This window comes from Streptococcus sp. 27098_8_73 (genome assembly GCF_041432495.1).
In the GTDB taxonomy this organism is placed as follows: Bacteria; Bacillota; Bacilli; order Lactobacillales; family Streptococcaceae; genus Streptococcus.
Map to the genome: position 1 here is coordinate 1 of NZ_JAPVZT010000012.1, position 20,321 is coordinate 20,321.

The window sequence follows — 20,321 nt, forward strand, 5'->3', positions numbered from 1 at the left end:
CAAGAGAGCTGGATTATTAGCTGAACCATTATCTGACCAAGGTGCCTTATCAGAATATTTGAGCAAGAGACGCGTCAACATACCATCTCCACCGAAAGCTTCATACGGGATGACTTGGTTAACACCCGCCAAGAATGGACCAGGAACATTTGCTTTTTCTAGGTAGCTAGCTGGAACGTCGATATGGTCTTTAATATTTTTAGTGACTGAATCTTTGACTGCTTCTTTTGAAACAAGGCCGTTCAAGTTAACAGTTACATTTTTTGTAGCTACGAGATTGGTTAAATCTGCTTTGCCATCTTTGGCACCATAGACCTTGACAGTCGCTTGGTAAGCATATGTTCCATTAGTGCGAAGTTGGTCAAGAAGAGCTTGTCCGTCTTTACCTGTCGTGTTGCCGTTCAAATCTACTTCGTAGAAGTATTGACCTTTGGCCAAGCCTTCAAGCGGTAAGAGAGCTGGATTATTTGCTGTGCCATTGTCTGACCAAGGTGCCTTGTCAGAAGATTTGAGCAAGAGGCGCGTCAACATGCCGTCGCCACCGAAAGCTTCATACGGGATGACTTGGTTAACACCCGCCAAGAATGGACCAGGAACATTCGCTTTTTCTAGGTAGCTGGCTGGAACGTCTACTGTATCTTTAGTATTCTCAGCAACGCCTTTTTTAACTTCCTCTGGAGTTGTTACTGATTGAGGAGCAGTCGCTTCACGATCTTGTTTTGAAACTGCATCATGAGTTGCTACTGGCTTAGCTTCTTCTTCTTTTGGTTTGTTAACTTCCGACATAACCTTTTCTTCTTTTGGTTCGTTAACTTCCGACATAGCCTCTTCTTCTTTTGGTTTTGCAACTTCTTCCTTAGGAGCTAGGCTAGACTTGTCTGAAGAATTAGTTTCATCAACTACTTCCTTTGGAGCTGACTGATTTTCAGGAAGAGTTGAATCCACTCCTTCTTTTAAAACTGTCTCTGGCAACTCATTCTTTTCTAGTGATGATGAATCTGTTTGAAGAACTTCAATCGGAGTCGTAGTGAGAACATCTGCATGTACAGTGTTTGGTTGACCAACTAGCAAAAAGAAACCACTGGCAACTACGACGGAAGCCACACCCACGCTTAAACGACGGATTGACCAGCGAGTATACTTTTGATTTGGATTGAATTTCATAGGATTCTCCTTTAGATTTTTTTGATGAATCTAGTATAATCTCCTAAGATTAAATAGGGATAAGAAAGAGTTAAAATTTCTCTTAAATCTATCTTATAAAATGCTTATATTGTCTTATTATTCATAAGAAACAACTTGAGTTTCTTCACCGAACATTCCCAGTCTTAAACTTAAATCACCTACTACAATTGACAATGAGTCAAAAAAATCCACCACACTGTGGTGAATTTTCTTCTTATGCTTCAAATTCAAATGCTTCAGTTTTTTGCTTGTTTGGCAAAAGGAGGGAAAGCAAGATCCCAACCAGAGCCGGCAGCAACCAAGGTAGAGAAGCTTGAGCAAATGGCAGAGCATTAACCAGATTGAGAATAGCAGTTAGCTTGAATTGTCGTCCCAAAATGCTAGCAAAAGCAATCAGCGTCACTACTGCGATGGTCAACTGCATCCCTGGTTTAGAAAGTGGTAAAAAGCGATTAACCATGACAATCATCACAATCGTAATGGTAATAGGATAAAGAATTTCCAGAGCTGGAACTGAATACTGAATAATAGCATTCAAACCAAGATTTGCAATAGCGAAACCAACTAGCGTAAAAATAGTCGCATACACTTTATAAGATACTTTCGGGAAGGTATTGTGGAAAAATTCGCCAGTTGAGACGATAAGTCCAGCTGTTGTTGTAAAACAAGTCACCGTTACCATAATCGCTAGAAAAATTTGAGCCATCGGCCCAAAGATAGCCTGAGTCGCAGAAGACAAAACAGAGGCCCCTACGTTTGCACCTTTCGGCAAATTCGCTAGATTAAGTGGGAAGTGATTTCCAAGAAAGGCAAGGCCAATATAAAGAACGCTAAAGCCAAGTGCCACAAGAATACCCACGACCCAAATAGTAGAAATATATTCCTTTTTATTCTTGAAACCGAGCTGATTGAGCGTTGTCACGGCAACCACACTAAAAGCAACTGAAGCCAAGGCATCCAGAGTATTGTAGCCTTGAAGAAAGCCTGCTCCGAAAGCTGAAGCAGCATATTCCGCTGTTGCTCCTTGAGGAGCGGTGGAACCATATTTGGCAGCGCCTAATACAACTAAAACTACAATCAATAGGGCAAAGATTGGCGTTAAATAACGACCAATACTATCAAGGATTTTCGATGGATTAAGTGCAATCAGATAGGCAAAGGCAAAATAAACCAGCGTAAACCCAAAAAGCCAAATGGCATGAGAACCTGCAGGCAACATGGGCTCAATCCCGACAGAAAATGCAGTGGTCGCCGTCCGAGGAATGGCAAAGAAGGGACCAATTGCAAGATAAAGGGCTACCAAGTAAACTACCGCAAACCAAGGGGCAATCTTTTTCGAAATTTCATCAATATAGCCCTTGGGATTCAAAGTACCTATAATCAAGGTTAGAATAGCAATACCGACGCCCGATAGGACAAAGCCTCCAATAGCTGGCCAGAAATTTTGACCAGATTCCAAACCCAATTGAGGTGGAAAAATCAGGTTACCGGCTCCGAAAAACATTCCAAACAAAAGCAAACCGGTCAAGGATCCTTTTTTTATCATCGTCATCTCCAGTCTTTTTAAGATTTTTCCATTATACCGATAAACACCACTCATTGCAAGGATTTTGAAATAAAAATCGCCTTTTCTCAACCCTAAGAAAATCGCTAAACATAATACGATTTATTACGAATTATTTTTATTTAATTTCGATTTATATCATATTGTCGATTCCTTTTTTATTAGATGGACTTATGCTATACTAGTTATAAGTTCATTTGCGAGGTTTTAATATGTTACTTCATCTAATCTGGCTCATTCCTGCTGCTATCTTTACTTTTTTAGTCTATCGGGAACCTAGAAGTTTATTCAATGCTTATCTCCTGACCTTCACTCTTATGATGATGGGCATTGTTTTAGCTGGGCTTACGATTGTTAGTCTTGAGCGATTTATTGGTTATACACCAGCTATGATTAGCTTTTATATCCTGCTTTTAGCAGTCCCCTTTAGTATTTTTGCTTCTACTGCTTATTTGATTTTCAACGGTCGTCAAATGTTGCAGCTAGAGGGACTCAGACTAGCCAATCTCCTATCGCTTCTCTACGGCCTAGCGATCGTAGGACTTGGTTTACTGCATTTTTTCGCTCCTCGGTCATTTCTTGCAATTTTGATTTCCTTCGCTGATTTGCTACTATTTTACGGAACCTTTCTCTATCTTTCCTATATCATCTACGCATTCTTTTTAAATATTTTTCCAGTCAAGAAAGAGCCTCAGACTATTATTATCCTCGGTGCAGGATTGTTTGGAGATAAGGTGCCTCCCCTGCTGGCTCAGCGCTTGGATAAAGGGATAGCCATCTATGAGAAATTTAATCGGAGACCAGTTATCATTGTCTCTGGCGGTCAGGGAGACGACGAGTGGATTTCCGAAGCAGAGGCTATGGCAGGTTATTTGATGGAAAAAGGAGTCCCAGCTGACAGTATTTTCCTCGAAAATAAATCTCGCACTACGCTTGAAAATCTCATATTCAGCAAGCAGCTCATGCTGGCTCATGGATTGGAGCAAGATCGAGTTCTCCTAGTCACAAATTCTTTCCACGCGCTACGTGCTGGCATCTATATGAAACAAGTCGGTCTCAAAGGCCGCAGTATTGGTTCTCGCACGGCCTTCTATTTTCTTCCTTCCGCATGGATCCGAGAAACCGCTGGCTTAATCCGTATCTACTGGAAATGGCATGCGTTTATCATCGGAATTCTGCTACTTCCCTTCCTTTTCTCCTTATTCCACACATATTTTTCATTGTAAAAAGCCCTTGAAAAAGGTATAATGATGATAAGAAAAAAATGGAGGTCCGTCTAAGATGAAATTTACCATTGATAAAAGTTTAGCAGAACTTGGTATCACAAGTGTCGTCCTTGGCATTGCTAGAAATGTCGATCCTCAAGCACCTTTATCAGAGGCTTTTCTCCAGAAACAGAAAGAAGCAGAGAACTGGGCCTTGAACTGCAATCTAGCCGAAATCACTGATCATCCAACTATCCAAGGCTACTGTGATTTGCTGAAAAAAGTAGGGCGCAGTGTTAAAAAGAACCCGCCAACAGTGCCAGCTTTAATCCGCAATATCCAACACCGCGGCTCCATTCCAAGGATCAACAGCATCATTGATATTTATAATGTGGAATCCTTGCATTCTTTCCTAGCTATCGGCGGGCACGACCTTGATAAAATCGGTGATGAGATTAAATTTACTGTCAGTCAGAAGGACGATATTTTCCTTCCTATCTTATCCAAGGAAAAGCACGTAGCTCCGACCGACTATGTCTATCGAGATGAAAAAGGCATCCTTGCTTGGCTTGATGTCCGTGACAGCGACCTCTATAAATTTGATAATAGCACCAAAAATGCCATTTTCATTATCCAAGGAAATGCCCACACGTCCGTTCAAATGCGACTAGAAGCCCTTGAACGCATTCAACAGGATTTAGCAGCAGCCATGCCAAATCTCGAATTTGAAACCCATGTCATTCAAGTAGAAGATCTTTAAGCAACTTTTCACTCGACAAGTTTTTGAAGTAAAACTCCACCATTATAAATCAAAAAGGAAACTCAGCTGAGTTTCCTCTTTTTGTATGTCTAGTCTTCTTTCTTATCTGAAAATTGGCTCATATACAAGTCATGATAGAATCCTTTGTCGGCCAGCAGCGACTCGTGATTGCCCTGCTCAATGATTTGTCCATCCTTGAGCACCAAAATCTTGTCTGCTTCTTGGATAGTAGACAAGCGGTGAGCAATGACAAAGCTCGTCCGCCCCTGCATCAGAGTTTTCATGGCCTTCTGAATCAACAGTTCCAAACGAGTGTCCACTGAGGATGTCGCCTCGTCCAAAATCAGAATCTTAGGATCGGCCAAGAGCGCCCGCGCAATCGTCAGAAGTTGCTTTTGTCCCAGCGAAATATTGCTAGACTCCTGATTCATTTCCATATTGTAGCCACCTGGCAAGGTACGGATAAAGTGGTCCACGTTGGCTGATTTGGCGGCTTCCACAATCTCCTCATCGGTAGCATCAAGGTTGCCAAAGCGAAGATTCTCCTTGATAGTCCCCTCATAAAGCCAAGCGTCCTGCAGAACCATACCAAATTGCTTACGGTAGTCTTGACGGGACAGCTGACGAATATCGTGACCGTCCACGCTGATAGAGCCCTTGGTCACATCGTAGAAACGCATGAGAAGATTGATCAAGGTCGTCTTACCAGCTCCAGTCGGCCCAACAATAGCGACCATTTCACCTGGCTGAACTTCCAGATTAAAATTGCGAATCAGCGGCTTGTCTGCTACATATTGGAAGTCTACATCTTTGAAGCTGACTTGACCAGTCAAGTCCTTATCTAGCCGGACGGTATTATCCATGACTTCATCTGGCTCATCCAAAATCTGGAAAATCCGATCCAGCGAAGACTTAGCGCTCTGGAGCTGTCCTGCCAGCTGGGTGAGGTTTTGAATAGGCTGATTGACCTGCCAGACGTACTGGACAAAGGCTTGCATATTCCCGATGGTCAGCTGACCAGAAATAACCTGTAAACCACCCAAGAGAGCAACGATAAGATAGGTCAAATCTGAAATCCCATTAAGAACAGGCATCATGAGTCCTGAGATAAAGCTGGCTTTAAAGCCGACTTCCTGTAAATTTTGAGTAATAGCTCGAAAATCCTCAGCCGAGGTCTCTTCCCGACCATAAAGTTTGAGGACATTAAAACCAGACAGATTTTCCTGAACGAAGCCATTCATAGCGCCCAAAACATCCGCCTGCTGCTTAAAGTAAGGCTGAGATTTTTTAAGAATAAATCTAGCTCCCAAATAAGTCAGAGGAATGCTGACGATAACAATCAAGGCCAGCTGGATATTCAGATAAAGAACCATCCCAATGACCAAAATAAGGGTCATGACGGCATTGACCACCTGCAAAAAACTTTGTTGAAGTGCATTTGAGACGGTCTCCACATCACTGGTGAAGCGCCCAATCAGATCACCGAACTGGTGCTTGTCAAAGTAGGAAACAGGAATCCGATTGATTTTACGACTGAGCTCATTGCGCATATCGCGAACGGTGCTCTGCACAGCATTGGTCATAAAATAGTTAGAGAAATAGGCACCAATCTCATAAAAGAGGGCACGAATAAAGTAAAGCAGCATGATCCAAGCCACATAGCTGCTATTGATGGCTGCACCGGGTACTCCCTTGGCCATATCCAGCAGATTTTGTGTCAGCTCTGTGATGGCAAGTCCTAGGACAAAAGGCTCTAGGACACTCATGACCACACTGACAATCTTGAGGAAGACTGCAAGAAGCACAGCTGCTTTATAGGCTTTTAGATAGCCCCATAAACGGACAAAACTATTTTCTTTCATCTCTTCCTCCTATTCTTCTGTTAGTGATTTGCTATTGAGCTGGGAATTGGCAATTTCGCGATAGATGGCATTATTTTCCATCAGCTCCTCATGTCGGCCTCGACCCACGATCTCACCCTTGTCTAAGACAATGATTTGATCCGCATCCATGATGGTTCCGACCCGCTGAGCCACAATGAGAACCGTTGCATCCTGCGTCACTTCCTTGAGTCGGCGGCGCAAAGTCGCATCTGTCTTGTAGTCCAGAGCCGAGAAGGAATCATCAAAGATATAAATATCTGGCTCCTTAACAACCGCACGCGCAATGGACAGACGTTGCTTTTGACCACCAGAAAGATTGCTGCCACCTTCAGCCAAATGCGTCTCGAAGCGCTCTTCTCTGCTCTCGATAAAATCGCGAGCTTGAGCCACATCTGCTGCTTGATTGAGCTCCTCAGAGCTAGCATCTTCCTTACCATAGCGGATATTTTCAGCGATCGTCCCGGTAAATAGCAGAGCTTTCTGCGGAATAAAGCCAATCTTCTGACGGAGGGCCTTTAGATTATAGGCGCGGACATCCACACCATCCACCAAAATCTTGCCCAAGGTCACATCATAGAAACGCGGAATCAACTGAACCAAGGAAGACTTCCCAGAGCCTGTTGAGCCGATAAAGGCGATCGTTTCCCCCGGCTTGGCCTTAAAAGAAATATTATGCAGGACAGGATTTTCCGTCTCACCTGGATAGGCAAAGGTTACATTGTCAAATTCCAGATAGCCTTGAGTCGCAGTTTCCGTGATCCCATTCTCATTTGGATCGATGGAAATCGGCATATCCATGACTTCCTTCAGCCGCTCACTAGAAACCGCCGTCCGTGGATACATGGTAAAGAGACTGGACAGGAGCAGGAAGGACAGAAGGGCATGAAAACTGTACTCGATAAAGGCAACCAAATCCCCGATTTTCAGCTCGCCGCTGCCCAGTGGTTTTAGGGCAAACCAGACAATGGCCACAATCATAGCAATGATAATCTGCACAAAGAGAGGCTCCGTCAAACCGGTCAGTTTAAAGAGACGGTTGGAATTCTCCGCATAGATTTCATTCTCATTAGCGAAGCGCTCTTCCTGAAATTCCTCACGGGCAAAGGCTCGAATGACCCGCAGACCGGTCAGATTTTCCCGAGCATACTGGTTAATCTTGTCCAGCGTCTTCTGCTGCTTTTCAGACAGGGGACGCGTCTTGACCGCCACATACCAAACTACGATTGCCAAAAAAGGCACTGAAATCGCTACAATCCAAGCCATGGACGGACTGGTCAGGAAAATCATGAGGATAGACGACAGCATCATGATAGGCGTGATAGCTCCCATCTTGAGCGTTTGCTCCGCAAACTGCATAAGGACAAAGGCATCACTGGTAATCCGCGTCACTAGCGAAGAAACGCCAATCTGCTCGTACTCATGATGGGAATACTCCTGCAGCTTGTCATAGAGATCATTCCGCATATCCCGCACCATGCTGGTCGTTAATTTTCCAGCGGCGTAGGAAAGGACGATCCGCCCCAAAATCCCAAGGATAATAACCAGTAACATGATAAAGCCCCAGAAATACAGGCGTTCCTGATTGCCTTGGTTAATCCCCTCGTCAATCATGCGCGCCAAAACCGTTGGCAGCCCTAGATTGACCACTACAAAAAAGATGGCCGACACAAAATCCAGTACCAACCACTTGGGGTAGCGTTTCAAATAAGACCAAATGTAAAGCATAATCCCTCCATTTTTATAACAATAAAAAAGCACTGAAGAGTACTTTTAGACAGAAAAGAGCGCGCAAATGCACGCCTTATTAAAAATATTATAGCAGAAATATGAAAAAGCGTAAAGAGTTACCAGCATATCTTTTCTTCGAGTTTATATTTTATTTTAAAAAAGCATTACTTACTCCGATTTGTTAAAACTTAAATAATTACAAAAAAGCCAAGTCAAAAGACTTGGCTTTTTTAAAATTGGATACCTTATTACTTAAGAGTAACAATTTGCAAATCCTATTTTCTCCCAGTATTAGTGGGTTAATTCCTCAAGTTTCAACTTTGGCAGGAATTTGGTAGGTAAATTGATAATCCAAGATTATCTAAACTGTTTGTGATCTCTTCTGAAATTGTTGAATCACCTGAATAATACCAGTGACTATATGTATTCAACGTGGTTGACTTATCAACATGTCCTAATCGATATGAAACATATAAGGTATCCTTATGCAATACATTTATAAGGTAGGATGCGTGACTATGTCTTAACCCCTTCCCCGTAATTTCTGGTACACCAGTAACCCTAGCATGCCTTTTTATTATTCTAGAGATTGTAGACTTACACAAGGGCTCACCAAAACGTGATATTACATAATCTTTATCATCATTCTTGATTTGAACTTCTCGCCATTTTTTAAGTATTATAATCGTAAAATCATCTAAATCAATTTTACGATTCCCTGCTACTGTCTTTGTTTGTTGTTTAGCATACCATACACCGTTTTTATCTTTCTCAATTGTCGAATGAACATGAATCCATTTACGTTCAAAATCAATATCTTCCCATTTAAGAGCAATACCCTCACTTACTCTTAAACCAGTCATAAAATATAACCAGATCGTCATGTAATTATGAAGTCCCTCATACTCACTAATATCAAAAGAGTTTATTACCTTCTTAAATTCATCAAATGTCCAAAATTTTGTATCAGGGTGCATTCCTCTAGGATTATCTAATCCTTTAAAAGGAACTCTATCAATATAACCCAATCTTTCTGCATAACCCAGACATGCTTTAAATCTAGACCACATATTTTTAGCATAGTTACTAGAATACTTGTCTATAATAGCTAAGCGAAATCTTTCACAGTCAATAGTACTAATATCTGATAATTTTTTACTACCAAATTGTTTAATAAATAACTGATGATGTGGTAAAGCAGTCTGATAAGTTACAAATTGAACTTTTTGTTGATAATATTTTAAATAAATCTCTTCCATAAACTCTCTAAAAGTTAGAAAACTATTATTAATAGTAGAGTTCGCAAATTCATGTTTTAAACGAACTATTTCATCGTATGCTTCTTTAAAAGAACTAAACGGTAAGCCCTGCTGATTTTTCCTTCCTTTCCTCTGAATTCTTTTCCCAGTTATTGGATCAACTCCTAATTCAACTTGAAAATAAATTTTTCCTTTTGAATCTTTGTATACACCTTTATATTTCTTTGTCTTTGATATAACCATTTTTCTCACCTTCTATATCTGAAAAAGAAATACCAATTAAATTTTCTACAATATTTTTAGGAGCAATGCCTAACCTTTTATTATCGAAAGGTGAACATCCTAATTGTACCGCATTCTTATCATTTTTTCTAGCTTCTTCAAACTTTTTTACAGCAATCTTTTTTGCTTGTCTAATAATATTCCTCGATGTGTGCTCTGGAAAACCAATCGCTACTAAATCTTTATAGTTTACTGTTTCCATGATTTTATTACTTCCTTTCTTAGATATTTTACCTCCATGGCATGACTGATGAAGTCATCATAAGAATTTCACTTACTGCTCTTTTACGGTGGCAGCCTGAACGGTCAGAAGTATCATTGTATATCATTTGTATCATGGCATATAAAGTATCGCTCTATTTTATTGATGGTTTTAAAATCGCTCTTATCATGGCGAGCCATGCAAATCTGCTCCACAAATGAGGAAAGTACCATTTTGGACTATTCAATTGTCAAAGAACAAATAAAAAATCTCCTCATTTTCACACTCTATGAAATTGAGGAGATTATTTTCTAAAGCGAATTTTATCAGGAAAATCTGTCAATCCCAATAGGTAGTCTGTACTGACATCGTAAAAGTTTGAGAGAGTTACTAATACATCTGCTGTTAACGTATGCTCACCTCGTTCAATTTTAGCATAAGCTGAGTCTGTAAACGAAAGTGTTTTAGCTACTTGTTTTTGGGTCAAATCGTGATCTTCCCTCAAATCTCTCAAACGTCTGTACATCTAGCTTTCTCCTGAGAAAAGTATAATATATAAAACTAAGAAATCATTCAAAGTGTCCAAATTGGACATTTTGAACTAAAATTAATTTATTAAGCACTTCTCATAAGCATACAAAAATATTTAATGAAAGCCTAGAAGAATTCATGGGTATAAGTACTCGAAAAAGCTGCTTGAGTTGACTCAAACAGCTTGAAAGGATTAAATACTATGTTACACTTGATTCTACAAATAGACTTTAGAATTTCTTTAACATTAGTAGAATAAAGAAAAATAGATAAGTCATCATAGGAACAATAGCTATTTTATACGGTTTTAATAATTTTAAAAATTCCCCGAACGTGACTTCTGAATGTTTTTGACTATTCATTTTTCAACCTCTTTTTGACTTTCAAATATATTAATAGTAGTAAAATCAAATTCCACAATAATAATATGATATGACTAGCAGATATTGCTGATATTTTAAAACTTTCAGAAATAGTTTCATAATAAATGTATGGTAAAGCCCCAGGAAGTACACGTTCAATATAGGGTATAACTAATATCGGAAATAGCAGTAAAGTAGCTAACGCTGTCATCGAACTCTTATTGGGAGAGTTTATCTTCGGATTACTTACTTGAATTATTTGAACAAGAGATTAAGCTAATTACTGATAAAAAGACTAATACTCAATTTTCAAACAACCTACCAACCCCTATCTATTTAACACTTAATCTAAATTTATTCCTACGAGCTATCCTAAATATTATCAATAATGCGATGGACCATTCAAAAAGCAATTATCCAGTAATAAGAGTAGACTACAAATTAATAGATAATAAATTTTACATTTCCATATGGAATAGTGATTCTTCATTTTCGGAGAATTTACTCGAGAAATACGGGTCACTATTCTATCAAGACAAACAGGCAACAAATTCAGAGCAAGGAAGTCATTTCGGAATTGGTTTAGCATTTGTTAAGCGGATAGTGAAAATTCATGGAGGACAGGTAAATTTGAGTAATTTTGAGAACGGTGCTCTTGTCACTATTTGTATGCCAGTCTAGCCTTTAGTTTTCAAATATTTTTATGCCAATATGTTAATTATAGAGATTAGTCAATCAAAATATTCTCTTGAAATTTTGGATTAGCCTTATTAGTAGTAATATTTAACATTTTTACAAATTCTTCCAATCTTCTAGCAAGTCCCTCGTACTCATAAAGATAATGCTCTAGCTCCTCTTGCGATATGAGTATTTCGTGATTTACTTTTTCTAATGATGCTGATTCTGTTAAGTTCAATTTTGAAAATTCATATCTCGCTAATTTTCGACCACTAAGTTCTTCACTCTTCAAATTGATAAGCACTTCCGCCATCTTGTTTAAGGTGGCAATTTTTTCATTGATTTGATTTAGTTTTATATCAATCTCTGCTATTTCTTTGACTAACTCGTCTTTAATGTCTTGGTATTTCTTATCTGCTTCAGTTAATTCAATGAAGAGGTTAATCTCAGTTATCTTTTCCTGTAGACTCTTAACTGTAGGTCTTCTATATGGTATTACTCGACTATCGTTGGTTAGCTGTCTAATCAAGGTTCGTCCTTTTATATACTGATTCTTATCCGAATGCTCTTTGTTATAGACAAAGTATGAGGTTGTCTCACGGATATAGACTTTATATTTTGTCTGATTCTCTTCTTCAAGAATATCTAATTGATAGTTGGGAATGAAAATAAGACCGCTCTGTTTGACACCGAAAGACACCTTGATATAGACGCCCTTATCAACTAGCTTCTCTATTTGGTGCTCTGCAAGTTCCACTTCAAATTCATGAACGGCATCTCGTTTTTCCTTAAATGTCTCAAAGGCTTCTTCAATCTCTTCAGTGGATACCTTATCCTTATCTCGTTCTTCTTGAAAAGCATGGTATTGTTCCGGTAGATTCTCTAATCCTTCTGAAATGCTGACTTCTTTATTTTTAAAATAATCTTGAAAAAAATTGACATCATATAATTTCTTATCACTTATTTTTTTATGACCTAAACTTATCTTTTGACTATCTTCTTCCAAGATAAAGGTTACATTTTTTTGTTTTAAATAAATGGTTAGATTTAATTCTTTTGCTTTTGTCAGTAACTCTTCTAAAGAATTAACGAGGGGCAACAGAAATTCTAATCGACTTTCAATCTCTTGCTTGGCAAAATGTGTACGAAAAAAGTCTTCATCATATAAATCTCGTTTGCTGAGTTGACGGCCTCGAATTGGTTTTGTCATTGCTCTATCCATTATTATGAAGCGACTATGCTTCTGACTAAGATCAATTTGAACATGTAATTGCTCTGCTTTTCCTAAAAAATCGTTAAAGGACTTCGACTGCTGCATCAAAAAATAAAGGCGTTGCTTCAATTCAAATTTATGACTAGACTGCCTATATTTTTGGTAATCACAGTACGAGTAACGTTTCTCAATAATTTTCGCTCCTGCCATTTTAGAAATACGGTCTGAAATCATACGGAGATTTCGTTCCAAGGCATAATTCCATATTAACTTTTTATCTGAATTACTGTCTATGGCATTGATTAGGATATGGTTGTGGATATGATCTTTGTCTGTATGAGTTGCTACGATAAACTTAAAGCGACCTCCTGTCAATTCCATCATAGTCTCGTAACCAATTCGATTGATTTCTTTCGGTGTTAAATTATCCTCAGGAGAAAATGATTGAATGAGGTGATGAGCATGAATAGTTTGCTGGTGTTTTTCTTGTCGATCATTTCTGGATTCGTACAACTTGTCGTTATTAGTAAAGTTAACATTGTACATTTCTACCATTTCTGCATGGATAGGAAAGTCTAAGTAATTACTCATGCCAAAATCAGATACTAATTTTAGATTATCTGTTTTATCTGGATCGAGGATATACTTAATCAAACGTCTGCGATATTTTTTACCGTGAGTCGCAAAATGCTTAGTGACTACCATGAAACTCCTTCAGTCTTTTCACTTCCACTTGAAATTCTTTGTCCACTTCCTTAATTAACTCTCCAACTCCTTTACTCAAGTCTTGTAATTGTTCCTGGGAAATCAGATGGCTTTGATTAACAGCACGCGCAATTTGATTGATATTATTTCCAATCCTTCTCAATTCAAAAACCAACCGATCATATGTGTCGGTGTTAATTATGACAAAGGACATGTTCGGATTCAATAACACTCTTCTAGCATAGACTGAAAAATTTTGACAATTGCTCTTCGCAATTCGCTCATTCAATTGATGTAATTCAGAATCAGTTAGAAAAACTTTTTTGAGATTGGTACGATAGCGATAAACCATAGCAGTCTCCTAGCCCGTATACTTTTCACAGAATTCACGACTGAGTGGCTGAGCTTGATTGACTTCTACAATTAATTCTTGAACACAAGTCAATAAGATTGAGACGTGTTCTTGAGTCACTTGATGATTCTCTCTTGCAATAATCAAAACCTCATGTACATCTCGACTAATCTGTTCTAACTTCTGAGAGTTCCAAAGAGATAACCAACTTTCAAAAATTCTATCCTGATAATTCTTTTTCAATAAATTCTGACGAAGAAATTCTGAGAAACTATCCATTTTTTGTTCCCTCATCATTTCTTTTATCTGTTTTTCTTCTTGTCTCGTGATTCTAAATTGCTTTCGGATTGACTTAATTTCTTGTCCCATTCTGATATCCCTTCAACATTCTACTTGTCTGACAGTGTAAGTCTACCTCACATTGTCAGTACGCTTCCTAAAGTCCTCACTCGCTTCTTGTTCGGTCTTTGCGAGCTCAGATATTGTGTCCACAATATCCCAAAAATCATATCGTCAGCCTATCAAAACCTTCTAGTTTTGACAGCCAACGATAAAATAGCTTGGTGACTTCGCCCCCAAACCCCCATAGAGAATCAAAAATTGATTTTCTATGAATGATATTAGGATAACAGGGAAGATTTGAAAAAGGTATCACAGCTAATATAGTTATGATTGACTTTCTCTGATTCTATGATAAAATTTCTGTAAACTAATATTTGGAGAAATAAAAATGCTGAGTCTAGATCAAATACATTTACTATTGAATACTCCCGAAGATGAGTTTCATGATTTTAAACAAAAATGGCATCATTCAAAAACTGAATTGGTGCGTGATATCTTAAATTTTGTCAATACATCACATCACGAAGATTGTTATATCATCTTTGGAATTGATAATATCACTTTAGATATAATCGGTGTACACAATGATGATGATAATAGAAGAAATGAAGAAGATCTAACAGATTTACTACATAAACTCTTTATATCAACAAATAATCAAATTAAAATTAGCATACAAACTGAAACTATAGACAACAAAGAAATTGACATCTTAATTATTCATGATACAGATAAGGTTCCTGTATTTTTAACAAAAGATTATAAGCCTAAGAAAGATACTGCATTACCAAAAGGATTAATATATGCTAGAAATGGCTCTATAAATACTCCTAAAGACTCCTCTGCTCCTTTTGAGTTAATAAATAAGTTGTTTCAAAAGTTTAATCATACCGACTTAAATATCAAAGAGCAGTATTTTCATGTTTTAAAAGACTATAAAAATTGGTTCTTCATTGAAAATGAAGACGGAAGATTTTTTATTTATAATCCTAATCCCGATTTTTATATTAAACTTACCGACGATGATGCAAATCGTTTCAAAACTATGTCTTATAGTTTAAATCAATACCAGACTAATATTGATTGGCAATTAGTACAACTTCGATATCGTCATCTTACAATTGACGAATGTATGGCTATATATTTGGATCAAGGTAATTGTCTAGTCCCCTCTCCTGATTTAGAAAGTTTTAAAATAGATTCTCACGAGAATATTTATTATCATTGTCTATACAAAAATACTTTAAAGTACCAATTGCTGAAAGTATTTTCTTCAATACCTGGTCTCGAAAAATATCCTTTAACTAGATTTAAAGACAGTATCGTAATTTATGATACAAAAATAGAACTGAAAAAGACTCACAGCTTAATAAAAAGTAAATTCACACCAGAAAAGATAATAGAACAACTTGAAGTCTCAGAAAAAGATTTCGATTATTACTATAAAAAAGCGAGACAAAAAAATCCTGATTATAATATCCAAGAAAATAAGATAAATTTAACTGAATTGAACTTAGTTAAGTTATTGAAAAGTTTTCAAAAAAATATATCTTGATAACCTACTGTAACAGTTTTAACTACTTAAAAAGACAAAACAAGGTATAGCAATTAGTTTATCTAAAAAGCTAATTGCTATACCTTAATCATTATTAATAACATCGACTAAACTAGATTGAGTTAGTAATGAATATATCTCATTAATATTTCTAGTATTTTGTGGCCAATTATTTCTCAATTTACAGTATGTGAATATTAGGTAACTTTTTGCTCTTGAAAGTGCGACGAAGAATGTACTTTTATCTTCTTCTGGTTGATTATTAAAATTCCAGAATGCAGAGTCCTCTAACCCTAGAAAATAGACTGCCTCGTATTCTAACCCTTTACTTTTATGGATAGTCATAATTGAAATTGAGTTTTCACCCTTGAAGTTAGATACTATATTTATCCAGTCATCTTGTGTTTGAGAATATTCTTTGTATAATAACTTTGAAAATTTCTTGACAATAATATCTAGATCACTTTTTCCATTGTATATTGAAAAAGTGGAAATAATTCTTATATCACCTATTTTTTCAATAATACACTCAATTAAATTTAGCATGCTATCTTCATTAGGAATAAAATTTGAAATTAGGGAAGTAATATCACTAATTATATTATCAATCTCCTTGTAGGATTTTGCCAAAATTAATTCACCAGTAAATTCATCTATTCCATTGATATTTCCATAAAAATTACTAATATTTTCCCAAATTAAAGGATCTCGTTTTCCTTGACTGCATGATATTAAATCTAATAATAGGTTACAAGTAGGGTCTTTTAAAAGCTCTTGATATTCATTTTCAATTCTTGCTTTAATCCCTTTACTGTTTAATGTAGTTATCAATTTTGAACTATAATCATCAACCTTCTGTTTTGCTAGAATACAAATTTTTGATGGTCGTATACCTCCTTGAATTTTTGATTCTATATCATTTGCAATTAACTCAGCTTCTAAACTTTCATTTTCAAATTCAAATAATGTTATTTCACCCTCTTGAAATTCTGGATAATTATTTGTCTGAATAGAACTGTGATTACTATTTAATATCTGATGAACCTCTTTTTGAAATTCTACAAGTTTAGGTACAGAGCGGTGATTCATCAACAATTGATATTCATTTGACTTAAAGTCTCGAATATAGTCTGGAAAAATATCAGGCTTTGCACCTGCCCATCTCATAATGGCTTGCTTATTATCTCCAACTGCTGTTAATTTACAAGACGAACCTAAAAAACAAGTTTTTAATAAATTATACTGGGCATGTGTAGTATCCTGAAATTCATCTAGAAATACAAAATCGTATGTCATTTGAAGTGCTTTACGGATGTATTCGTTATTAGCTATTATTTGAGTACTCAACTTTGTTATTTGCCTATACAAGAGTACCGGCTTATTATCTTGTGTTCCTTTTAGTAAATCCTTTTTTAATTTGTGAGTATTCCCGTCATTAAGTATAATATTTTCGACAAAATTTCTTATATCCGACATTCTCCATCCATTAATTCCATTTATAGAGAGTATTTCTTTTATAGTATCCCAATCTTCAATCAAATAATCTTTTGATGGTCGTATAGCCTCAGGTAGAACATCTCTAAATTGGTCTAAAATTCTCTTTTCAAAAGCCGAATAGGTTAAAGAGGTAAAACGAGAAGCATATTCATCACCATAATGTTTCTTAACTCTTTCTTTCAAATTTGATGCAGCATCCGTTTTGAAACTTAATGCTAGAATTTTTTTCGGAGAAACGCATTTATTTGTAGAGAATAGATAGTCTAACTTTTGAGCTAGTAATTCAGTTTTCCCCGCGCCTGGTCCAGCAATGACTAAACAGTTAGTCACATCTTTGACGGCTCCTAATGCAGCCTCTTCTAAAATGATATCTCCTTTAGGAAACCACTCCTCACTCTTTACCATGTTCAATATCTCCAAGTAATTCTTCAGCACGTTTAACCATTTTTTCAAATACAGAGGGTAGATTTCTTGTTAATTCATCATCACTAATAGATGATAAAAATTGCATATGAGTTGTTGGCTTTCCTCTACCTAAAAAGAAATATTGATACCAAATCATTAATTCTTTCTCTTCTCTAGTAAAACTATCCCCTGGTCCACTCTTATCCTTTAAAGTAGCTATCTTTGCTTCTTCTATACGTTTTTCGAGACCTTCTAACTGCAATTTATCAATACAATCCAAATCAGTTAATTTTACTTTTTTACTATTTCCATCTGAATCAGCATATGAAACGACTGGTCCTTCTTTCAAAGATAATGTACCCAGATAATGTTCCTTATAATGTTGTAACATCAAGAAATCAATATCAAGAGGTGCAGAAAAGAATATATTGAATTTTTCTAAATGATTTATCCAAGATAACAATGGTTGTGAGAAGATATCACATATCTGCCAAGAACTAATTCTAGCAATGTCTTCATCTTTCAATATTCTACCATCTTTCAATTTCACTAAATCACTACGCTCAATACCTATTTCTAGTAACTGTTGGATAACATATTTTACTCTTCCCCAACCACCTCCGTATCTTTCATTATCAAAGTCTAGTAAAGTAATATGAGGTATTTTTAGAGAATTTAATAATTTCCAAAAATAGTTAACATGTCTTCCTCCTAAAGGCACAATTGAAATCTGAGAGCTATCTATCTCATTCCCAAGTAAATCAAAAAACTTTGGTAATAGCAGTTCCTCACTATCACCTTCACCTAGAACTACTAACTTGGCAAAATATAGTTCAGGATATGCTTGAATTGCTCCTTTAATATATTTATAAGATTCATCAGTATCTTGAGGTAGTTTTATATCAGAAACAATGGTTTGAAGAACTCTGTCATTACTTTCAATTCTTAAATACCTCAATTCTTCTGGTTCAATTCTTTTTACAATAGCTGGGGAATGTGACGTTAAAATTACTTGAGAGTTGTCATTATTACTCAACTGTTTAAACCTTTTCACCAGTTTACCAATGTGATGTGGAGCAATATGATTTTCTGGCTCCTCTATTGCTAAGATAGTTAGTATTGGAGGTATCAGCTTAAATCTTGGATTATCAGGATTTTCTTCACGATCTTTTGTAATCTCTAACTCAATATCAAGTATTGAATCAACAAGTGAAAAATAAAAAATAGATCTCAGTCCATCTCCTAAATCTGAAACTGTAAATGCTTCTTCAGTAGTCGTTGGTGAAAATTTTAAGGCAATCTGTCTGAGGGCTGCCGCCATCTCAGAAGAATTAATAGTTAACTCTGCCTGAGAAAAACGGTTATCTTCATGATATAGTTCCCATGATTTCTGAATCTCTTGGTTGATTTGAGTTAATGCTCCATTTTCAGATAAAAAAGTATTATTCAACTCATCAATTTTATCTGTAATTTCATTTGTCTCATCCTCGGTCCAATTTATACTATTTACAAGTCTACTTAACATACTACCAGAAGCATTCCCCAGCTCCTTCTCAGGTGTCCTTGAAGCTGGCACATACAGAACTCTGATTTTATCTAAATCTTTTCTTGGTGCACGATGCTTATCTTCTTCTTTAAACTCCTCTTCACCAGATGAAATATAATAGATTTGAGTATCAATACTTCCTTCAATTGTTCCATCATCTTCCCAAGAAGATTCTAACCTGATTCGTAGAAATGGTTTGGCACCATCTTGAGAAACTGTAAAGTGTTCGAAAAACGATGGAATTGATGGACTATAGAGAGTTCTATAAAGTTCATCAAACTCAAAAATAGTTTCTATAAAGAGGTTTCTAATATTTTCTCCGGGCCTTGAACCTTTTGGAAGGTGAAAATCACTTTTTCTAATTATTCTATCATTTTGTTTGTCCGAAAACAGCTTACTCAATGCTTGTAATACAGTTGTTTTTCCCGAACTATTATTCCCAATCAGTACCGTTTGATTGTTTAATTCAATAATTTGACTTTCACCGAATGATCTAAAATTATTAATAATTACTTTTGTTAACTTCATTTCTTATCTCCATTACCTGAAACTAATTCACACAACCGTTCCTGTCCCACCTTCAACATCTCTTCCTCGACCTTACTCTATTACCCCAAAAGGCATCATTGAAGAGTGACAGAAGCTTAACCTTGATCTATTTTTGAAGCATAGACTCATCTTCTATGAATCCTTGGCAAATAGTGTCTATAAATTCTGTTGAAATGGTACTTGTTCCATTTTTATAACAGCTAAGGGCTATTGCGTAAAATTTATACAATTCGAGCAAATCTGTTTTTATCAGGCCATGTGTCTTTCGTAGAATTTTATATTGTTATCAATTATAGTATGCTCCTTTTACTTGATAACACCATTATAACATTTAAAAATAAAAAAATAGGTTCTAAATTAATAGAAAGTATAATTCTAAAATTAGAATTTTCGTGATAATCCTATGAAATGTTACTTTTCTAATAAACCTGTACTTATTTCCTTCAAACTACACAACTCTCTAGTTGTTGTAAGTTTGTAATTGACTCAAAAGTATTCGATATAATTTCAAAACAGTA

16 protein-coding genes are annotated in these 20,321 nt (G+C 36.5%); 4 read left to right on the forward strand and 12 right to left on the reverse strand.

The window, feature by feature from the left end:
* On the reverse strand, positions 1 to 1,164 hold a 1,164-nt coding region (locus O3651_RS08325), incomplete at its 3' end, for an SSURE domain-containing protein (protein WP_371610173.1).
* Positions 1,165 to 1,399: 235 nt separating this feature from the next.
* Positions 1,400 to 2,731: a branched-chain amino acid transport system II carrier protein gene (brnQ, locus tag O3651_RS08330; RefSeq protein ID WP_371610174.1), complete on the reverse strand. Its 1,332-nt coding sequence runs from the start codon at positions 2,729 to 2,731 to the stop codon at positions 1,400 to 1,402.
* Positions 2,732 to 2,961: 230 nt separating this feature from the next.
* Between brnQ and O3651_RS08335 the strand changes: the two genes are divergently transcribed.
* A complete protein-coding gene (locus O3651_RS08335) occupies positions 2,962 to 3,975 on the forward strand; it encodes a YdcF family protein (RefSeq protein ID WP_268731867.1) in 1,014 nt (337 codons plus the stop codon).
* A 55-nt stretch (positions 3,976 to 4,030) separates the two neighbouring features.
* The gene (locus O3651_RS08340) at positions 4,031 to 4,714 is read left to right on the forward strand and encodes a B3/4 domain-containing protein (RefSeq protein ID WP_268731868.1); all 684 of its coding nucleotides are present in this window, start codon (positions 4,031 to 4,033) and stop codon (positions 4,712 to 4,714) included.
* A gap of 89 nt (positions 4,715 to 4,803) precedes the next feature.
* Here the strand turns inward: O3651_RS08340 and O3651_RS08345 are convergent, their stop codons facing one another.
* The 5 genes from O3651_RS08345 to O3651_RS08365 all read right to left on the reverse strand — a co-directional run bounded on the left by O3651_RS08345 (position 4,804) and on the right by O3651_RS08365 (position 10,594).
* The gene (locus O3651_RS08345) at positions 4,804 to 6,576 is read right to left on the reverse strand and encodes an ABC transporter ATP-binding protein (RefSeq protein ID WP_268731869.1); all 1,773 of its coding nucleotides are present in this window, start codon (positions 6,574 to 6,576) and stop codon (positions 4,804 to 4,806) included.
* Positions 6,577 to 6,585: 9 nt separating this feature from the next.
* Positions 6,586 to 8,322 carry an ABC transporter ATP-binding protein gene (locus O3651_RS08350; protein WP_371610175.1) on the reverse strand — a complete coding sequence of 579 codons (1,737 nt, stop codon included), beginning with the start codon at positions 8,320 to 8,322 and terminating at the stop codon, positions 6,586 to 6,588.
* Between the two features lie 317 nt (positions 8,323 to 8,639).
* Positions 8,640 to 9,827: a site-specific integrase gene (locus tag O3651_RS08355; RefSeq protein WP_084972545.1), complete on the reverse strand. Its 1,188-nt coding sequence runs from the start codon at positions 9,825 to 9,827 to the stop codon at positions 8,640 to 8,642.
* Positions 9,799 to 10,068, reverse strand: coding sequence for a DUF3173 family protein (locus O3651_RS08360; protein WP_000450956.1), 270 nt, complete (start codon positions 10,066 to 10,068; stop codon positions 9,799 to 9,801). The genes O3651_RS08355 and O3651_RS08360 overlap by 29 nt, the downstream gene beginning before the upstream one ends.
* Before the next feature lie 304 nt (positions 10,069 to 10,372).
* Positions 10,373 to 10,594, reverse strand: a complete 222-nt coding sequence (locus O3651_RS08365; RefSeq protein ID WP_084972546.1) for a helix-turn-helix domain-containing protein — start codon at positions 10,592 to 10,594, stop codon at positions 10,373 to 10,375.
* A 736-nt stretch (positions 10,595 to 11,330) separates the two neighbouring features.
* Between O3651_RS08365 and O3651_RS08370 the strand changes: the two genes are divergently transcribed.
* The gene (locus tag O3651_RS08370) at positions 11,331 to 11,642 is read left to right on the forward strand and encodes an ATP-binding protein (RefSeq protein ID WP_257367071.1); all 312 of its coding nucleotides are present in this window, start codon (positions 11,331 to 11,333) and stop codon (positions 11,640 to 11,642) included.
* Positions 11,643 to 11,688: 46 nt separating this feature from the next.
* Here O3651_RS08370 and O3651_RS08375 read toward each other — a convergent pair whose 3' ends face one another.
* The 3 genes from O3651_RS08375 to O3651_RS08385 are packed head-to-tail and all read right to left on the reverse strand — an operon-like array spanning position 11,689 to position 14,278.
* Entirely contained in the window at positions 11,689 to 13,557 is a 1,869-nt protein-coding gene (locus O3651_RS08375) for an SAG1250 family conjugative relaxase (RefSeq protein ID WP_371610176.1), read from the reverse strand.
* Positions 13,544 to 13,909 (reverse strand): MobC family plasmid mobilization relaxosome protein, encoded by a 366-nt coding sequence (locus O3651_RS08380; RefSeq protein WP_084972548.1) that lies wholly within the window; start codon positions 13,907 to 13,909, stop codon positions 13,544 to 13,546. Before O3651_RS08380 ends, O3651_RS08375 begins: the two co-directional genes overlap by 14 nt.
* A 9-nt stretch (positions 13,910 to 13,918) precedes the next feature.
* Positions 13,919 to 14,278: an SAG1252 family conjugative relaxosome accessory protein gene (locus O3651_RS08385; protein WP_084972549.1), complete on the reverse strand. Its 360-nt coding sequence runs from the start codon at positions 14,276 to 14,278 to the stop codon at positions 13,919 to 13,921.
* Positions 14,279 to 14,639: 361 nt separating this feature from the next.
* On the opposite strand from O3651_RS08385, the gene O3651_RS08390 reads away from it, so the two are divergent.
* Positions 14,640 to 15,806: an ATP-binding protein gene (locus O3651_RS08390; RefSeq protein ID WP_084972550.1), complete on the forward strand. Its 1,167-nt coding sequence runs from the start codon at positions 14,640 to 14,642 to the stop codon at positions 15,804 to 15,806.
* An 84-nt stretch (positions 15,807 to 15,890) separates the two neighbouring features.
* Here the strand turns inward: O3651_RS08390 and O3651_RS08395 are convergent, their stop codons facing one another.
* Together O3651_RS08395 and O3651_RS08400 are read right to left on the reverse strand one after the other, a co-directional pair.
* Complete coding sequence (locus O3651_RS08395; RefSeq protein ID WP_084972551.1) at positions 15,891 to 17,708, reverse strand: UvrD-helicase domain-containing protein; 1,818 nt, start codon at positions 17,706 to 17,708, stop codon at positions 15,891 to 15,893.
* On the reverse strand, positions 17,695 to 19,782 hold the full coding sequence (locus O3651_RS08400; RefSeq protein ID WP_084972552.1) for an ATP-dependent endonuclease: 2,088 nt from the start codon (positions 19,780 to 19,782) through the stop codon (positions 17,695 to 17,697). The genes O3651_RS08395 and O3651_RS08400 overlap by 14 nt, the downstream gene beginning before the upstream one ends.
* Between the last annotated feature and the right edge of the window lie 539 nt (positions 19,783 to 20,321).

Bases quoted from the DNA above. Each gene is read 5' to 3' on its own strand.
- brnQ (WP_371610174.1), bottom strand. From the start codon at position 2,731: ATGATAAAAAAAGGATCCTTGACCGGTTTGCTTTTGTTTGGAATGTTT.
- O3651_RS08335 (WP_268731867.1), top strand. From the start codon at position 2,962: ATGTTACTTCATCTAATCTGGCTCATTCCTGCTGCTATCTTTACTTTT.
- O3651_RS08340 (WP_268731868.1), top strand. From the start codon at position 4,031: ATGAAATTTACCATTGATAAAAGTTTAGCAGAACTTGGTATCACAAGT.
- O3651_RS08345 (WP_268731869.1), bottom strand. From the start codon at position 6,576: ATGAAAGAAAATAGTTTTGTCCGTTTATGGGGCTATCTAAAAGCCTAT.
- O3651_RS08350 (WP_371610175.1), bottom strand. From the start codon at position 8,322: ATGCTTTACATTTGGTCTTATTTGAAACGCTACCCCAAGTGGTTGGTA.
- O3651_RS08355 (WP_084972545.1), bottom strand. From the start codon at position 9,827: ATGGTTATATCAAAGACAAAGAAATATAAAGGTGTATACAAAGATTCA.
- O3651_RS08360 (WP_000450956.1), bottom strand. From the start codon at position 10,068: ATGGAAACAGTAAACTATAAAGATTTAGTAGCGATTGGTTTTCCAGAG.
- O3651_RS08365 (WP_084972546.1), bottom strand. From the start codon at position 10,594: ATGTACAGACGTTTGAGAGATTTGAGGGAAGATCACGATTTGACCCAA.
- O3651_RS08375 (WP_371610176.1), bottom strand. From the start codon at position 13,557: ATGGTAGTCACTAAGCATTTTGCGACTCACGGTAAAAAATATCGCAGA.
- O3651_RS08380 (WP_084972548.1), bottom strand. From the start codon at position 13,909: ATGGTTTATCGCTATCGTACCAATCTCAAAAAAGTTTTTCTAACTGAT.
- O3651_RS08385 (WP_084972549.1), bottom strand. From the start codon at position 14,278: ATGGGACAAGAAATTAAGTCAATCCGAAAGCAATTTAGAATCACGAGA.
- O3651_RS08390 (WP_084972550.1), top strand. From the start codon at position 14,640: ATGCTGAGTCTAGATCAAATACATTTACTATTGAATACTCCCGAAGAT.
- O3651_RS08395 (WP_084972551.1), bottom strand. From the start codon at position 17,708: ATGGTAAAGAGTGAGGAGTGGTTTCCTAAAGGAGATATCATTTTAGAA.
- O3651_RS08400 (WP_084972552.1), bottom strand. From the start codon at position 19,782: ATGAAGTTAACAAAAGTAATTATTAATAATTTTAGATCATTCGGTGAA.